The sequence below is a fragment of the uncultured Cyclobacterium sp. genome (genome assembly GCF_963977555.1).
Lineage (GTDB): Bacteria > Bacteroidota > Bacteroidia > Cytophagales > Cyclobacteriaceae > Cyclobacterium.
On the sequence record NZ_CAXBPD010000008.1, the window covers coordinates 163,578 to 180,524 of the forward strand.

The following is a 16,947-nucleotide window of genomic DNA, read 5'->3' on the forward strand; positions in this document are numbered from 1 at the left end:
TCTTCCACACTTAAAAATTTAATACGTTATGAAAAATTTTTAACTTTTGCTAAAAGGCAAAGCCTTTAACAAACCCTAATTGTTGAAATTTAATGTTTAAAAGATTGCCTATATTTGTTATGATTAAAGGCAGCGTCTAAACAGAAACTGAATTGCCAAAATATTATTGGTAAATTGACATCGCTTTTTGGCTCCCAATTCAAAATCTCCTAATCATCGGTAATTAACTTTAGGTTTGGGTAAATGGTATTTTTGAACATAAATTATTGGCTTCATGTCAAATAGTAACCCTAACCTACTTTTGATTTCCAAATATATTTTTCAGGAACTGCTTCCTAATATGGCCTTTACAGCCAAATGGCTGATTTTGGCCTTGGTTATTGGTACGCTTGTAGGGTCGGCATCAGCCTTATTTTTAACTTCCTTAAATTGGGTAACAAATTACCGAGAGGCCAATACCTGGATCATATTGTTTTTACCCTTTGGTGGGTTTTTCATAGGTTGGGTTTACCACCGATATGGAACTTCTGTGGTCAAAGGCAACAATCAATTGCTCGAGGAATTTTACAACCCTCTGAAAATAATACCTCTCAGAATGGCCCCATTGGTTCTTTTTGGGACACTGCTCACCCACCTATTTGGAGGGTCTGCCGGCAGAGAGGGTACAGCTATTCAAATGGGAGGTGCTATTGCGGATCAATTCACAAAATGGTTTAAACTTACCAATGGAGACCGAAAAATGATCATTACCATAGGAGTGGCCGCAGGTTTTTCCTCCGTGTTTGGCACGCCACTGGCAGGAGCAGTTTTTGCCCTCGAATGGCTCATTATTGGTAGGGTAAGGTACGAGTCGATTTTGCCCGCTTTTCTGGCAGCCATAATCGCAAATTTTGCTTGCGAAGGCATCTGGCTAGTACATCATACCCAGTACTCTGTCCCAATTGTACCTGCATTTGATATTATCAATGTACTGTGGGTAATTCCTGCAGGGATATGTTTTGGATTGGCTGCTAGGCTTTTTTCAAAATCCACCCATTTCTGGTCAAATTTCTTTAGCCGTAAAATAAAATACCCTCCATTTAGGCCCCTGGTGGGGGGAGTGATCATTGCCGCATCAGTATTTATTATTGGCGACACTAAATACATAGGATTGGGTATTCCTACCATTGTCGACTCTTTTTCCCAAGATTTACCTTGGTATGATTTTTTGGTGAAAATTGCTAAAACTTCACTCACCCTTGGTTCAGGTTTTAAAGGAGGCGAAGTCACCCCATTGTTCTATACAGGAGCCACACTTGGGAATGCATTGTCAGGTATTATTCCATTACCCGTAGCGCTTTTAGCAGGTATGGGTTTTGTAGGCGTTTTTTCTGGCGCTACCAATACACCTCTTGCCTGTACCCTAATGGGAATTGAGCTTTTTGGTGCACTCCCTGGGGTGTATATTGGTTTAGCTTGTGTTTTGGCTTACCTGTTTAGTGGCCACTCGGGCATTTACCATTCTCAGGTACTAGGTTCCCCCAAAAACGAAGGGTTGTTAAACAAAAAAGGGAAAAAACTAGGTGATTTATAAATTCCGAATTCCAAATGATAAGTAAATTTCTAGTAGTTTTATTGAGCTCCTAACAAATTTTAAGGAAAAAATTTATTCAAAGACACAACAAAGTGAAAGGTTTCAGCGTATTGACTTTGAATCGAATTTAATACCTATGAACAATATTGCAGCAATGCGTAAGGCCATTGAAATTTTCCAGTCTTACGGAATCCCCTTAACGGGAAAGCAAAAAGCAGCCAACTTTTATTGTGACTTGAGAATGGACAAGATTTTTGTTTCAGGATTAATCTTCGAATTGGAACACGAGTTAAATAAAGAATTAGAAGACGACAAAGTCGCCCGTATTCAGACGCCATCAGAACTTATTTACACTTTACTGAAGGCTTCATAACTACTCCTTAAGTGTATTTATTTATCTCTTAAAAAGGAGGATTTATTGCTACCATTTTCTTTATGCCCAATCCTACAAATTGTACATTTTGAAGATTAGAAACTTTTTAGCCTACCTTTAAAAATTTTCGGATCTCCTTCTTCAAAATAATTTCCTACCAAAAAATCCTCTTATTTCAAAAGTAATTGTGTACTTGCTCTTTCTTGCAAATAAAAAACTAAGTAAAACTTGAAATAAAACTCATTTTTCTCTTACTTATACCTTTAACTCGAAATATACCATAAAATATCTATTGGGTATTTCGGCTTTATTTCGATAGTATTAATAAACCCAAAGCATGAAAGAAAGAAGAGCGTTTATCAAAAAATCTATATTTGGAGCCAGTGGATTGACCATCGGAGCCATGAGTTTTAGTGCAAAATCTTACGGTTCAATTATTGGTGCGAACGATCGTTTTAGAATGGCCGTATGTGGGGTAAATGGCCGTGGGAAATCGCATATAGCGGCTTTTTCAGGAATGGAAAATGTGGAAATTGCTTACTTAGTCGATCCAGACAAGAACGTACTTAACCAACGTGTACAATCTTTACGCGATGGAGATACTAAAAGTAATCGCGTGAAAGGTGAGGCAGATGTTCGCCGAGTACTTGAGCTAAAGGACATAGATGCCATCAGTGTGGCCACACCCAATAGTTGGCACTCCTTGATGGTGGTATGGGCTGCACAGAATGGAAAACATTGCTATGTAGAAAAACCAGCCAGTCATGACGTCCACGAAGGTAGAATCGCTTTGGCTGCTGCAGAAAAATACGGCATAGTAGTTCAACATGGCGCCCAAAGGCGTAGCAGCGACGAATGGCGTGATCAAGTAAGTGATATCAAGTCTGGAAAATATGGGAAAATGTTGGTTTCACATGGTTTTGCTTGTAAGCCAAGAGAAGGTATAGGATACAAACCAAATACAGCTCCTCCTAGTAATCTGGACTGGAACTTATGGAAAGGTCCAGCGGTAATTGACCAATACAATGAGAACCTTGTTCATTATAACTGGCACTGGAACTGGCAGGTAGGTAATGGAGAATTGAACAACCAAGGTACGCACCAGTTAGATGTGGCCTATTGGGCCCTTGATGATGAAGTGGCCAATACACACCCGGTAAGGGTAATGGCCATGGGTGGTAGATTCAACTGGGATGACCAAGGAGAAACTCCAAATACCATGTTTGCTGTGGCCCAATTTGCCAATGGGCAATATGTGTTTTTCAATGTCAGGAATGCAAACCATGAAGGATATGTAAAAGAAGTTACCAACCGCTTCTATTTTGAAGATGGTGGCAAACTAATAGATGGTGAGTACAAGTCACATAATGGAAGCCAGGCACGTAATGTAAATGTTAAGAAGGTACCTATGACTCCGGGAGGAGCATTTGGAAGCTTTGTAAATGCATGTCGCGCCAAAGATCCTACTATGGCCAATGGCAATATGTATGATGCTCATTACAGCTGTACTTTGGGCCACCTAATGAACATCTCCTATAGAATGGGAGAAAAAGTACCTTTTAATGCGAAAGCAGGAGCCTTTGGTGACAATAAATTGGCCTTTGAAGAATTTATGAAAATTCACGAAATCGCAAGAGATGGCATGGGAGTACCTGTGGACCAAGCAGATTATATTGTAGGCCCTTGGCTGGAGTTTGATGGAGATTCAGAGTTCTTTGTAGGAAATAGATCAGTAGAAGCCAACAGGCTGCTGTTTGATCCGAGAAGAGCGGAATTTGATCTTCCCTCGCCTGATAAAGTTTAAAACAATTCTAAAGGCTGTTTCTAAAATGAAACAGCCATTTTTTTAACCTGGCTTCATTCCATCAATAGATCGGATCCTCAGGTATTGAGATAAAACAGTTCTCATGTTTTTTCATCCCTATTTTAGGATAATAAGCAATGGCCTTTGGTGCCGAAAGCAATATTAGATTTGCCAATGGGAATGTGGCCTTGCTAAGCTTTACTAGCATCTTTCCAATTCCCATGTTTTGATGGTCCCTATGTACCGCCAAGTCTGATAGATAAGTACAATAGCAATGATCTGAAACTGCCCTGGCTATACCTACCAATTTACCTTCCTCCCTGGCAGTAAGAATCAAATCGGAATGGGTAAGCATTTTTTCCAATCGCTCCAGCTCCCCAACAGGTCTGCGCTCCCCCAGGGTAGAGGCAATAAGTAGCTTTTGAAAATCGACGGCATTTAACTCTGGCTCTGCTTGATAAGTAATGGAAGCTGGCATTCGATTGGTATTTAGTTTTCCTATTTGTGTAAAGGTAAAAAATATTTTATTTTCCGTTTTCGGATAAAAAACAATATCTTGTAGTTAATGAATTTAATCTGGATTAAGAAATAGTTTTTGTGATTTCAGCACATAATACATTTGCTATAGCCAATTTCAGATTTAACCCTAAACCTAAAGCAGACCATGACAAGTAGAAGAAACTTTTTGCAAAAGCTGACCCTTTCCGCAGTATCCCTTCCCCTGATTCCAAACTTTACGCAAAAACCACAAGCAATCATGAATAGCAACCCTAAAAAAGCAAGCACTTTAAGAGTGGCTATTATGGGTTTGGGTGGTTATGCTACCCGCGTTGCCAAAGCCATGTTGGATTCCAAAAATGCCAAATTGGTAGGTTTGATCAGTGGAACTCCATCCAAGATCAAAGACTGGCAAGCCACCTATGATATCCCTGATAAAAATTGCTACAATTATGAAAACTTTGATGCCATCAAGGACAATCCAGACATCGATGCTGTCTACATCATCACACCAAATGCACTACACCACCCTCAAACTTTAAGAGTAGCAGCGGCTGGTAAGCACGTGATTTGTGAGAAACCGATGGCCTTGAATGCCAAAGAAGGTAGAGAAATGGTGGCCGCTTGTGAAGAGGCTGGCGTTAAATTATTGGTGGGATATCGCATGCACTTCGAACCCAACACGCTGGAGATTATTCGCTTGCGTGATAGCGGGGCATTTGGTGAAATAAAATTCTTTCAGGGATTAAGCGGGTTTAGAATCGGTGATCCAACCCAGTGGCGGCTTAACAAGGAATTGGCCGGAGGCGGTGCCATGATGGACATAGGGATCTATTCTATCAATGGGGCCCGGTACATGGTGGGTGAAGAACCGATTTGGGTTACTGCCCAAGAAACCAAAACCGATCCGGTAAAATTCAAGGAAGGAGTGGATGAAACCATTACTTTTCAATTTGGATTTCCAAGCGGGGTGATATCTTCCTGCTTGTCCACCTACAGCACAAGCAATTTGGATAAGTTTTTCCTAAACGGCACCAAAGGCTTTGCGGAAATGCAACCCTCCACAGGTTATGGCCCTATAAAAGCCTGGACGAATGAAGGCCCATTAAATTTCCCACATGTTACACACCAAACCGTTCAAATGGACAAAATGGCTGGCATTATCCTAGATGGAGAATCTGCCAAAGTTCCCGTGGATGGAAGGGAAGGATTAAAAGACCTAATCATTATTGACGCCATCTATAAAGCCGTAAAAACGGGTAAGAAAGTGAAGCTTGATTTGGGGTAAAAGTGTGTCTGAAAATAGTACCAATAGTCATTAAGCTATTTAAATGTATGTCAAGTTAAGTCCCAAAGGAGAAATTCTTTGGGACTTTTTTTGAATAAGGAATCTTGTTCTAAAATAGCACCATAAAACAATCTAAAGCCAAATCCCAAAGGGATGACAGGATTATGACCCGTCATGAAAAAAGTTTACAGTTTTAAATTTTATTCTTAGATAGTACTAACACAAATTTACAAAACCAAATCCCGAAGGGATGTCAGGATTATAGATTTAAAAAACGCATCAAATTTAAAACCCCAAGGGGGTGACAGTCATTACAGCCATTATAGGGCAAAATTATGGCTACAACTTAATTAATAGATTTTTTGCTAGATTGGCTAAATTTATAATACCATCCCTACGGGATTCATGTATTTTTCAGGTACCATTTTGCTATAATCTTGACACCCCTTTGGGGTTAAAAAATTAGCATCAGCCCCGTCCTGAAAAAAGTTTACAGTTTTAAATTTTATTCTTAGATAGTACTAACACAAATTTACAAAACCAAATCCCGAAGGGATGTCAGGATTATAGATTTAAAAAACGCATCAAATTTAAAACCCCAAGGGGGTGACAGTCATTACAGCCATTATAGGGCAAAATTATGGCTACAACTTAATTAATAGATTTTTTGCTAGATTGGCTAAATTTATAATACCATCCCTACGGGATTCATGTATTTTTCAGGTACCATTTTGCTATAATCTTGGCACCCCTTTGGGGTTAAAAAATTAGCATTCAGCCCCGTCCTGAAAAAAGTTTACAGTTTTAAAATTTATCCATAGGTAGTACTAACACAATTTTACAAAACCAAATCCCGAAGGGATGACAGGATTATAGATTTAAAAATCGCGTCAAATTTAAAACCCCAAGGGGGTGACAGTTATTACAGCCATTATAGGGCAAAATTATGGCTACAACTTATTTTATTAAATTTTTTGCTGGATTGGCTAAATTTATAATACCATCCCTACGGGATTCATGTATTTTTCAGGTACCATTTTGCTATAATCTTGACACCCCTTTGGGGTTTCTGCAAATCTACTTTTCCTACTAACCTTGCTAAAATATTAAACCTACTGCACAAATATCGGCTTTCCACCCAAACCCAATTAAATACTTAACGTTGCTTACGCGATGAAAAGTCAATTTGACCAAAAACCAATCCCAAAGGGATGAAACGATTATAGACAATCAATCCACATCCCATCCAAAACCCAACAGGGGAGACAGCATTACAGAAATGTACCAGCATCACGAAAAATGTGTAAATTGAAATTATAATCTTCAGGGCCTGCCTGCTATTCTTTAGATTCCATTTAATTCAAGTATTGATAACTTGAATTCGAAATTATTTAATACAATAAATTAATTCTAAATGAAAACAAATAAAACCATCCTTGGTATTTGTGGCAGCGCAAGTAAAAACTCCGGCAACCTGGCACTATTAAAATACCTGACGGAATTGGGAAAAGCTGATTTCAATATGGAACTGCTTGATGATTTGACGGAATTGCCTCATTTCCAAACGGCACTAACTGAAAATAATGTGCCGGAAAAAATCATTGTCCTAAGAGAGAAAATCACCAAAGCTGATGGGGTAATCATCTGTACCCCGGAATATGTTTTTAGTATTCCAAGCGGTTTAAAAAACCTGCTAGAATGGTGTGTTGCTACCACCGTCTTCTCAGAAAAGCCTGTTGGGCTGGTAACGGCCTCAGCCAGTGGTGTAAAAGGCCATGAAGAATTGAAACTAATCATGGAAACCATTCAGGCAACTTTCAAAGAAGAAACCACCCTACTTATCCAAGGCATCAAAGGAAAGGTAAATACGGAAGGCGAAATATCAGATAAAGATACGAGAAATCGATTGGCTAAATTCCTTACCGCTTTTGTTATTTTAACAGACGAGGCAGGGAGAGACAAATCATGATTTAAAATCAAACTGGTGGAGTTAATTGTGGAAAGCTACTTGTTCTTGATAAGATTTTTTTAGTCAAATATTCTATCCTTACCCAACATATCATTAATATTTTTAATGTGCTTTTCTTGATTACGTATATTTTCACCTGTAAGAACTGCTTTTTTTAACACTCCAACAATTTCTTTTTTATTGGTATAAGGAGCTACTTCATTGTTTTGCTTAATGAGTCTAAGCACTTCGAATAACCTCGGAAATTTCACAAGAAACGTCCCTTCAGGAACGAAATTTATTTCTTTGAATTCGCAATCCCCAAAGAAAACTATTATTGAGAAAAATGGAATATTTTCAAACTGCCTTAATTGCTTTCGTAGAATCTCAATATGACGATTATTTTGTTTTACAGGGTTGTAAAATCTATATTTCTTCTTACCGTAAGCAAGAACTTTAGTCCAATGTGAATGATTTGCATTACCAAAAATCCAACCTTTGTAATCCTTCACTTCAAACACAATAAGTCCTTCAGATGTTGCAACCACAACATCAACCTGAGAAAACTCTCCATTTTTCCTTTCAATACATAAGTCATGAAATATTGTTGTTGCAGGAATACCATGTTTCAGCAACTTCAAAACTAGAAATCTTTCTGATTTGGTCCCACGGTTTAAGGAAGTAACTGTCTTTATAATTTTTCTATCGCGAATTGTTTTAATAATTGAAACAATAGCAAATAGAAGAACAATAACCAGTAATGCCCAAAGAATAATGCTGTAATTCCCCGCTATTAGTTCCCTAAATTCCATTGCTAGCTTTTCAATGTTGATTTTTTATTTTTACCTAGACCCTCTTTTTTTTCAATTTATCCAAAAATTTCCATTTCAATTCGATCATTAATGTTGTACCCTTCGACAGGCTCAGGGTACAACATTAATCTGGACGAATTATCCTTAACTCGGATCCCACTCCAGCGTATTCAATATAACTTGGTGGAAATTCGGGTTTTGATAATCTGATGCTGCATGGCCTGCTTGGTAATAAAAAACCATGCCTTTTCCTTTCTTACTGTACCAGCCTGATGTTGGTTGAATCCTTGATCCATCCTCCGTTCTAAAACCATACAAAATTGTTCTTTGGTCTTCGGTAAAACGCTGGTTCAAAAACAATTCCGTATTGACGAGTTGAAAAGCACTATACTCACCCTCGTAATTTGTTTCGTATTCCGATTTAAAGGTGGTGACGTTTTCATAGTCCATCTCATTACTGCTGATAAAATGTCCCGGATTTAAATTCACCATGGAATAAGTCAAATTAGCCAATACCTTCCATGGGTATTCCTGATGGTCTCTTGGGTACAATGCTATACCTAGGAAGTCAAGCCACTGCGGATTTTTCATTTTAGAAGAGGATATTCCATGATGCAAGACAACCAATGAACCGCCATTCATGGTATAATCAATTAATACCTGTGTCGTTCTGGGAGCATGGGTTACATGAACATACATGAAAACAAAGTCAAAACCGGATAAATCGGACTGAAGTTCTTCCTCGCTCGTCTTACTTACGAGGTATCCCTTTTCCACCAAGCCTTCTGACAGGACCTCCATTTCAGGCCAGGTGTCAGACACAATTAAAACCTTGTTCTTTTGTGCAAAAACTGAAACAGGTAGCAATAAAAGAAGTAGAAACAAAAATTTAATGGACAGGGTAGGTAAATATTGAATCATGAATTAAAAGTATTTTAAGCTAAGCGAATAAGCCATACCTTATTCCTTCCCCTAAGATAACAACATTTTTGGTTTTGGTTTTACCAATTTGTCGCCATTCAATAATCCACCTTTTATGATGTACAAAAGAAAGCCTTGCTCCTTATCTTAATGGATAGAAAGCATTAGGCTAATCGATGATAGGCGATTCTTAAATTATTTAACATAAAAAAACACCTGACAGGTACAAGGCCTTATCAGGTGTTTCTAAAACGATATTGACGCCTATTAATTAACCTCAATAACAAATTCTTCTCTTGGTATTCTTACTTTCTTCATTGGTTTCACCCAATCCCTTACATCATCAGCCACACCAATATACAGCAAGGAAACGCTTTTTAGGCCATATTTATCCAAGCCTAAAACCTCATCTACCTGTTTGTTGTCAAAACCTTCTGCAGGGCAGGTATCTACTTTCAATTCTGCCGCTTCTGCCATAGCTAACCCCAAGCCTATATAAGATTGTCTTGCAGTGTGCGCAAAATTTGTTTCGGCGGGCAAGTTTAAATACATAGCCTTTAACTTATCCGTATAACTTTCAAATCTTCCTTTTGGCAAGCCTCTTTCTTCGGTTGCGAAATCAAATACTTCATCAATTCTTTTTGAAGTATAGGTATCCCAAGCAGCAAAAATCAAAACGTGGGAACATTCTTTCATTGACTCAGGATTTAAGGCCCCTTGTGCTAACTTTTCTTTTACTTCTTGGTTAGTTACCAATAATACTCTAAACTGTTGCAAGCCGGAGGATGTAGGAGTCAACCTAGTAGCCTCAATAATTTTTTCAACTTTTTCTTCACTTACCTTTTTGTTAGGATCAAAAGCTTTAACAGCATGTCTCCAATTCAAATTTTCAATTAATGACATTATTTTTTAATCGTTAGAAATGTTTAATGCTACTTCTATGTTTCCTCTAGTGGCATTGGAGTAAGGACATACTTGGTGGGCTTTTTCTGCCAATGCTTTAGCTTCTTCAAGGCTAACTTCAGGTACGTTTACATCCAATTTTACTGCAAGTCCAAAACCACCATTTTCAATTTGACCAATGCTAACATTTGCTTGCACGGAAGTTGTTCCGGTTTTTGCTTTGGTTTTATTAATCACTAAGTTTAGCGCGCTATCGAAACAAGCTGCATATCCAGCTGCAAATAGCATTTCCGGGTTGGCATAATCATCATTGGCTCCACCCAAGGCTTTTGGATGTTTCACTTCAATGTCTATAATTCCATTTTCACTTGCTACGTGTCCGTTTCTTCCTCCAGTGGCTTTTGCCCCTATTGTGTAAATCGATTTCATTGCTCTTTGTTTTTATTTATTCCTGTATTAATTTTATCAATTGTATTTTTAAGCTGCACCAAGTCCTCTGTAGAAATGTTTAAAGTTTCTGCTATTCTATCTGGAACACATCGTGCTTTTTCTTTCATTATTCTTCCATTATCAGTTAAAGAGATCGTTACAACCCGCTCATCTTCTGCATTTCTTTGTCTTGTGATTATGTTTTTTTGTGCCAATCTTTTAAGCAATGGGGTAAGCGTACCACTATCTAAAAACAGTTTATTTCCTATTTCAGAGACACTTTGAGGCCCTTCTTCCCATAAAACCAACATCACTAAATATTGTGGATAAGTCAAATCCAATTCATCAAGTATTGGGCGATACTGTTTGATTACTTCTTTCGCTAAAGTGTAAAGCGGAAAGCATATTTGGTTGCTTAATTTTAAATTGTCTGACATGGCTTAGTTTCTTAGACCAGCACAAATATAGTGTAAAATTTAATTGTGCACAACTTAAAATAAACGATTAACATTTATTAACCTAGATTGGAGTTATGACTTCGATAAAACCTAACATCAGATAGTTTTCAAAGGTCGCAACAGTGCAGTCAGTGGTAAAGAAATCAACTATACTGCCAAAATTGCCTCGAACTCATATTTTGTAGCCAAGACCATCTCCCTATAAAACCTTGACTTACTTAATCCATTGAAAAAATTTAAAGTTGGCAGTAGAAAAAATAATAACGTCAACCTACTTTTACCTAAGAAACCATTAAAAAACCTAGGATGACAAGGGGAAAGAAAGTTTGAAAATTCACCCCGTCCACCGCACCATGACTTATTGCTGAAAAGATAAAATTATAGGTCAAACCAGCATCAGCCCATTCTTTTAGCCGGCCTGGAACTTCTGGAATTAATAATGCTATTTCATGGCTTCACGGTAATTACCGCCAACGGTGAGGTAAGCATTGATTTTCATTCAATTATTTTCCGTATAATTTTTGAAATTGGTCAGGATGGCCTGCCAACCGCTTTTTTGCATCTCTATAGCGTTTTCTTCTTCTGGATCAAAAGTTACTGTCACCTCTGTTTTGCCATCCAAGTCAATAAAGTCTACTGTAGCCGTTCTTCCCCCAAATTCATACGAAAAGCTTTTACCTTCTGAAATATGGGTATAAACCGCTTCAAAGTCAAAGCCGAAGCTACCATCCTTGGCCTCCATTCTTGCTTTATACGTACCCCCTACCTGCATGTCGTTTTCAGCAGTTGGACAGTGCCAACTTGGGTCCGCAAAATTCCAATTGACGATATGATGCGGTTGATTGTAATAATCCCAAACTTTTTTTATTCCTGCATCAATGATGGCTTGTACTTTGATTTTTGAATTGCTCATGATATGTTGATTTAAATTATTGTTATTACAAAGATGCGAGGATCTTTCCATAATTATGATGTGCGAAGATGACAACAAAGGGGTGGTAAACGACAAAATTAAATCTATCTTTATAGATGGTCTAAAACAAATTGAAAATGAAAAAAGTCAGTATCTTAGTTCCTGAAAGCGCTGTGATGCAAGCGATAGCCGACCCCCAATATTTGTTTACGGCAGTTAATCAGTTTATGGCGGTTAATGGTAGAAACCCCTTGTTTGAGGTACACTTGGTAGGTGTAAAAAAAGAAGTGAAACTCAATGATGGTTTGTATTCCGTAAATCCTTCTAAACTTTTAAAAGAGGTTGATGAAACCGATTTAGTTATTATTCCTGCTTTGTTTGGCGATATGAAAAAGGCCATTGCTTCGAATCGCAGTCTTTTGCCCTGGATTAAGGAACAACACGATAAGGGAGTAGAAATTGCTTCCCTATGTGTAGGTGCATTTCTATTGGCCTCCACGGGTTTGCTTAATGGCAAAAAATGCTCTACCCATTGGGGTTTTCAAAATGAATTTCGGGAGATGTTTCCCGAAGTCGAAGTGGTGGAAGGAAATATTGTTACAGAAGAAGAGCGAATTTACTCAAGTGGTGGTGCAAACTCATATTGGAATTTGTTGCTGTACCTGGTCGAAAAATACACGGATAGGCAAACGGCCATATTGGCTTCCAAATATTTTGCCATTGATATTGACAGAGATAGTCAAGCAACGTTTGCCATGTTTCAGGGGCAAAAAAACCATCCGGATGAATTAATTAAGCGGGGACAACAATTTATTGAAAATAATATTCAGGAAAAGATTACGATTGATGAATTGGCTAATTTGGTTTCTTTAGGGAGAAGAAGCTTTGAAAGGCGGTTTAAAATTGCCACGAACAATACGGTTTTGCAATATATCAACAGGGTGAAGATTGAAAGTGCCAAGCGTAGCTTTGAATCCAGTCGCAAGAATATTAATGAGGTAATGTATGATGTTGGCTACGCTGACACCAAAGCATTTCGAACCACCTTTAAAAAAATCACGGGACTTACCCCAATTGAATATAGAAATAAATACAATAAAATGGCCGTACTTTAGGGTTTGTTTTAAGTTGTAAAAAAGCAATAGCATTTGCTCTAATTAAATAAGGAGTTCCCGATTTATTTAATAGTTCAAGTTCCAGGATTTATTTTCCTACCCATATTGTTTTGCATTGAAGTATTTCACTTTATTTGATTGTCCAAAGTTAATTGCTTGGTATATTAAAAATGGAACGGTCAATACTCCAATCAGCGCTGATATTGCATAAATATAGGATGTTCTAAAAAAGTATGGCCACAAATAAAAGAATATTCCAGATGTTCCACCTAGAAAAATTAAAAGTGAGATAAAACCGACAATTTTGCTTTCTTCAGCCTTCATTTCTTTAACATGGTACTTTTTATTTGTTCCACATGATTTGCAGCTTAAATCGATAGTTTCTCCAATTTTTTTAGCCAGAACAAACCTGTCCGAAGCATTTGTCTTCAAAACAATTTCCGATCTACATTTTGCACATTTAGTATAAATCTTCATGGTCCACCTACTTCATTTTATTGTTTAAACCCCCCAAAAATCAGCGGATTCTTGCTGTCCCAATTCTCTTTCCATAGTTTTTATTATTCAGGGTTAAATGCTATTGAGTCAATTTCAAGCAAAAATCCTGGACCTGTTAGTCCTGCTGACATATAAAACTGATGAAAACTGTATAAGCCAATCCCTTCACTACGTTTCTATTACAGAAATTTCAACACTACTACGGATTGGTAAGGCCCTGAACCAAACATCGCTATTCTACTTCTAAGTTGATCTTATTGTGCATTTCCCTTGGCATTTGTATGCAGTTTCCCAAGTTCCGCAAATAAGCCCGAATAAAGTTTCCCGCAAATACGAGACAGGCTATGCCACCTAAATGATCCTGATGCATCGGGACCGTTCATTCAATAAACAGGTAACCACTGAACTCGTAATGTTTGTCATACTTCAACCACTTTTGACAGAATGTAGCTCTTTCTCAGCCTGCCCTGTTTTTCAGGGACACTTCATCAGAGGTTAATTTGCATTCATCTCCTTTATCCTTACCTGACCACGTTCTTGACCTAGCCATTTCCATAAAGCTCAATACTTTGACGCTGCCACCAAAGCACCTTATGGTGGTTTGATGCTCTCCCCTGTAGGACAACACCGGTCGGTCGGTTCCACCATCTTATAAACAGTTGCGTAACGTTCTGGCTATGCGTAGTGCGGGATTTCAAGGCACATACCTTTCAATTTAGCACTTAGTTTATTTGATGTAATTACTTTCATATCAGCACTTCCGCACGCATTACGAATAGCCATTGTTGCCACCATGTGCTTTTTATTTTATGGTATTTTGGTATTCAATCATTGATTGTGCAAAGCTTTCCGACTTTTCGAAGCTACTTAATGAATAAGCTTCATTTAATCCTGTTGTGCTTGTCAATTCGATTTCTCCGTACTTACAAATTGGAATTTGATAGTTGTCCTTAAATCTTTTGTCAGGGGCTCCATTCTTATTGACTTTAGCCCAAGTATGGTCTATTACAACCGCATCTTTTGGAACTTTTTCTTCTTCAATGAATCTTTGTCCATGAAAATTGAAGTCTAATTCTCTAATATCTACTAGTCCAAATTTTTTCTGCGCATCAACAATTGCCAAGAAAGCAGGATATATGTACAAGTCTCCACCATTGGCATTTTCAAAATGCAAAGCATCATGTTTGGATTTAATTATATCAATATTACCAAAGCCAAACTTGACCAATCTACGTGTTACTGAAGCTGAAGCGGCTGAATGTGAGGTTTTCTGGTCAACTGCTACAGTTGAAGTTATGTCCCAAATTTTTTCGCAAGACAACAGAGTTTTATAGCTAGTTAATAAGTTCTGATATTTCTTCTCAATTTGGTCATCAACATCTATATCTATATTCACGAAACAATTTTCAAGTTGAGTGTTTAAATCAGTCAGATACTCCTTTTTGTCCTTTCTATTTTCTTTAAACCATTTTATAAAAAATCCGAAAATCAGTAGGTAAGAAAAGACCATCAAAACAGTTGCAACTGTCAATTTAGATTTAGCCTTTTGAATTTCCTTTTTCAAGTCAATTCTTTCTTGATAGCAATCGAGAAGCGTTTTTTTAAGTTCTTGTAGTCCTTGTGTCGTGGTTATTTCAGCTTGTTCAGTTTTGATTGCACCAATTTCTGCATTAGGCACAATTTCGCTTGGGATTTCAATGTCCGCTTGTGGATTTGTTTGCTTTCCCTTTTTACCACCGCCAATTTTTTGTCTGTCGTACAGTCCTGTCCCTGGAATTCCTGTATTCAGATATGCGCCTTGTTTTCCGAGATTAATACTTGCTCCTGGCACTCCTAGTGTCGTGCTGATACCGGTTTTACTAAAGTTCAGGTATACTCCCGGGAATAGTTTGGCTTTTCTTCTAAATCTCATAGGTTCTTATTTTTTGCATTGGTGGCAACATTTGTATAAAGCTATGTTTTAGCAATGGAGTTACGTATATATTTACTATGCGCATAACTCCTTCAGTTAATTCCCGCAGTCAAATTAAGGATTTCGGTCAGGTAAACAAGTCTAAATGCCATATTTAATTTTGATTAGTGAACTCAGGACTCACTTTACCTTTGGATATTAGTCCGTTAAGAAATATAAAATAGGCACATTAAAAAATAAAGACAATGACTTTTGTATTGACCATAGATATCCGTCTAGTCTGACGCGCATGAAATATCCCTAAAATGAAATTCGACAGGATTTCAGCTCCTTCTCACCCCCCTTTAAACCAACCCCCTACTCCTCTCTAGGCATTCTATCATCTCTTTCAGCGATCTGATATACAAGGGCTGCAATTATTGTGGCATTAATTTTAGCCATTTAGCTCCTCTTATACATTTTTGTAGAAAGTATCAAGGCTACACTAAGTCTAGCAATCCAAAGGTTTCATTAAATGGTCTTGCAATATCTATTATTTCAAATTTTGGATTGATTCTTCTTTTTAATGCTGAAAAAGTGTTTTTTGACCTACTATGTTTTTTGACCTACTATCTGATGTTACAAAATAATTGATTGAATTGTCAAGGTCAGCTTGGGCGAAAAGTTTAAATTTAAGAGCCTTACAAAAAAACTTGTATCTAAAAGGACACTAGGTATCATATCCTCCCCTTAAGTTAGATAGCCATTCATCTGTATTTACTCCGTTCCAGCTTTTTTTGGCTTTAGTAATTAATGAAGTCAAATAATCTGAATCAAAGGACGGGTTATAATTTATTAATTCAACAAGCTTCAATGATTTGGTATCAATTTCACCGGTTTCCAGATGCTGTTTTCCTGTAGCACGGACGCCAAATTTTTTATACAACAAATTTCCCTCTTGCTCTATTAAAAATTCCTTTCCAGTCTCAATTGCCAAGTAACCATAGTCATCCGTGTCAATATGAATATTGGCTTTGCTTTTTCCGCCAGCATCCTTTAAGATACCGTAAAAATAAAATTCAGCATCTGCCCAAGTTTCTTCCGATCTGAAAAATCGTGTGTTTGGATTTATAGCAAGTTCAACTTCTTTTTTAACCGAGGTAGTAAATTGAAATTCATAATTTTTTTGCTGCGCAAGTTGTTGAATGTTTTCTAAAGCTCTAGCCGTTTTTAAATCGAGAAAATCGATTGAGTTAGATACTTGAATTTGACTTAGAATTGCACTAAATCCAATAATATATTGGATTGGTGTTTTAAAAACATGCCTTACAGAGCCTCCTTGAATATCATAAGTAATGATTGGCCGGTCTTTTTTATTATTAGGGTATAACAGATCTTCAACATTTTGCAAAATACTAGCAATATGCTTTATGTCGTAATTCTCAGGTTTCAATTCTAAATTACCTGATTTTCCAAAAACCCTGATTTCTATGTCGCCAAATTTCTCCACAATATAAAGATAC

At 37.4% G+C, this 16,947-nt stretch carries 16 protein-coding genes; 6 read left to right on the forward strand and 10 right to left on the reverse strand.

Features of this window, described 5'->3' with window-relative positions; translation table 11 throughout:
- The first annotated feature begins 274 nt into the window (after nt 1-274).
- The 3 genes from AAC073_RS11990 to AAC073_RS12000 all read left to right on the forward strand — a co-directional run bounded on the left by AAC073_RS11990 (nt 275) and on the right by AAC073_RS12000 (nt 3,750).
- Nucleotides 275-1,573: a voltage-gated chloride channel family protein gene (locus tag AAC073_RS11990; protein ID WP_339924075.1), complete on the forward strand. Its 1,299-nt coding sequence runs from the start codon at nt 275-277 to the stop codon at nt 1,571-1,573.
- A 136-nt stretch (nt 1,574-1,709) separates the two neighbouring features.
- On the forward strand, nt 1,710-1,946 hold the full coding sequence (locus AAC073_RS11995) for an acyl carrier protein (protein WP_339924076.1): 237 nt from the start codon (nt 1,710-1,712) through the stop codon (nt 1,944-1,946).
- A gap of 337 nt (nt 1,947-2,283) precedes the next feature.
- Nucleotides 2,284-3,750 carry a Gfo/Idh/MocA family oxidoreductase gene (locus AAC073_RS12000; protein ID WP_339924077.1) on the forward strand — a complete coding sequence of 489 codons (1,467 nt, stop codon included), beginning with the start codon at nt 2,284-2,286 and terminating at the stop codon, nt 3,748-3,750.
- A gap of 61 nt (nt 3,751-3,811) precedes the next feature.
- Here the strand turns inward: AAC073_RS12000 and AAC073_RS12005 are convergent, their stop codons facing one another.
- On the reverse strand, nt 3,812-4,228 hold the full coding sequence (locus tag AAC073_RS12005) for a GNAT family N-acetyltransferase (protein ID WP_339924078.1): 417 nt from the start codon (nt 4,226-4,228) through the stop codon (nt 3,812-3,814).
- A gap of 186 nt (nt 4,229-4,414) precedes the next feature.
- Here AAC073_RS12005 and AAC073_RS12010 point away from each other — a divergent pair, with 186 nt between their 5' ends.
- Both AAC073_RS12010 and AAC073_RS12015 read left to right on the forward strand, forming a co-directional pair.
- A complete protein-coding gene (locus tag AAC073_RS12010) occupies nt 4,415-5,536 on the forward strand; it encodes a Gfo/Idh/MocA family oxidoreductase (RefSeq protein WP_339924079.1) in 1,122 nt (373 codons plus the stop codon).
- Between the two features lie 1,414 nt (nt 5,537-6,950).
- Nucleotides 6,951-7,505: an NAD(P)H-dependent oxidoreductase gene (locus AAC073_RS12015; RefSeq protein WP_339924080.1), complete on the forward strand. Its 555-nt coding sequence runs from the start codon at nt 6,951-6,953 to the stop codon at nt 7,503-7,505.
- A gap of 59 nt (nt 7,506-7,564) precedes the next feature.
- Here the strand turns inward: AAC073_RS12015 and AAC073_RS12020 are convergent, their stop codons facing one another.
- The 6 genes from AAC073_RS12020 to AAC073_RS12045 all read right to left on the reverse strand — a co-directional run bounded on the left by AAC073_RS12020 (nt 7,565) and on the right by AAC073_RS12045 (nt 11,920).
- Entirely contained in the window at nt 7,565-8,296 is a 732-nt protein-coding gene (locus tag AAC073_RS12020; RefSeq protein ID WP_339924081.1) for a nuclease-related domain-containing protein, read from the reverse strand.
- 144 nt (nt 8,297-8,440) lie between these two features.
- On the reverse strand, nt 8,441-9,217 hold the full coding sequence (locus tag AAC073_RS12025) for a ThuA domain-containing protein (RefSeq protein ID WP_339924082.1): 777 nt from the start codon (nt 9,215-9,217) through the stop codon (nt 8,441-8,443).
- A gap of 267 nt (nt 9,218-9,484) precedes the next feature.
- The gene (locus tag AAC073_RS12030; RefSeq protein ID WP_339924083.1) at nt 9,485-10,120 is read right to left on the reverse strand and encodes a nitroreductase family protein; all 636 of its coding nucleotides are present in this window, start codon (nt 10,118-10,120) and stop codon (nt 9,485-9,487) included.
- A gap of 6 nt (nt 10,121-10,126) precedes the next feature.
- Nucleotides 10,127-10,549 (reverse strand): organic hydroperoxide resistance protein, encoded by a 423-nt coding sequence (locus AAC073_RS12035; RefSeq protein ID WP_339924084.1) that lies wholly within the window; start codon nt 10,547-10,549, stop codon nt 10,127-10,129.
- The gene (locus AAC073_RS12040) at nt 10,546-10,986 is read right to left on the reverse strand and encodes a MarR family transcriptional regulator (protein WP_339924085.1); all 441 of its coding nucleotides are present in this window, start codon (nt 10,984-10,986) and stop codon (nt 10,546-10,548) included. Before AAC073_RS12040 ends, AAC073_RS12035 begins: the two co-directional genes overlap by 4 nt.
- A 520-nt stretch (nt 10,987-11,506) precedes the next feature.
- A complete protein-coding gene (locus AAC073_RS12045) occupies nt 11,507-11,920 on the reverse strand; it encodes an SRPBCC domain-containing protein (protein WP_339924086.1) in 414 nt (137 codons plus the stop codon).
- A gap of 137 nt (nt 11,921-12,057) precedes the next feature.
- Between AAC073_RS12045 and AAC073_RS12050 the strand changes: the two genes are divergently transcribed.
- Complete coding sequence (locus tag AAC073_RS12050) at nt 12,058-13,035, forward strand: helix-turn-helix domain-containing protein (protein WP_339924087.1); 978 nt, start codon at nt 12,058-12,060, stop codon at nt 13,033-13,035.
- 96 nt (nt 13,036-13,131) lie between these two features.
- Here the strand turns inward: AAC073_RS12050 and AAC073_RS12055 are convergent, their stop codons facing one another.
- From AAC073_RS12055 to AAC073_RS12065, 3 genes are all read right to left on the reverse strand, one after another.
- Entirely contained in the window at nt 13,132-13,512 is a 381-nt protein-coding gene (locus AAC073_RS12055; protein ID WP_339924088.1) for a hypothetical protein, read from the reverse strand.
- 823 nt (nt 13,513-14,335) lie between these two features.
- On the reverse strand, nt 14,336-15,445 hold the full coding sequence (locus tag AAC073_RS12060; protein WP_339924089.1) for a DUF4236 domain-containing protein: 1,110 nt from the start codon (nt 15,443-15,445) through the stop codon (nt 14,336-14,338).
- A 709-nt stretch (nt 15,446-16,154) separates the two neighbouring features.
- Nucleotides 16,155-16,934, reverse strand: a complete 780-nt coding sequence (locus AAC073_RS12065) for a hypothetical protein (protein ID WP_339924090.1) — start codon at nt 16,932-16,934, stop codon at nt 16,155-16,157.
- Nucleotides 16,935-16,947: the final 13 nt, after the last annotated feature.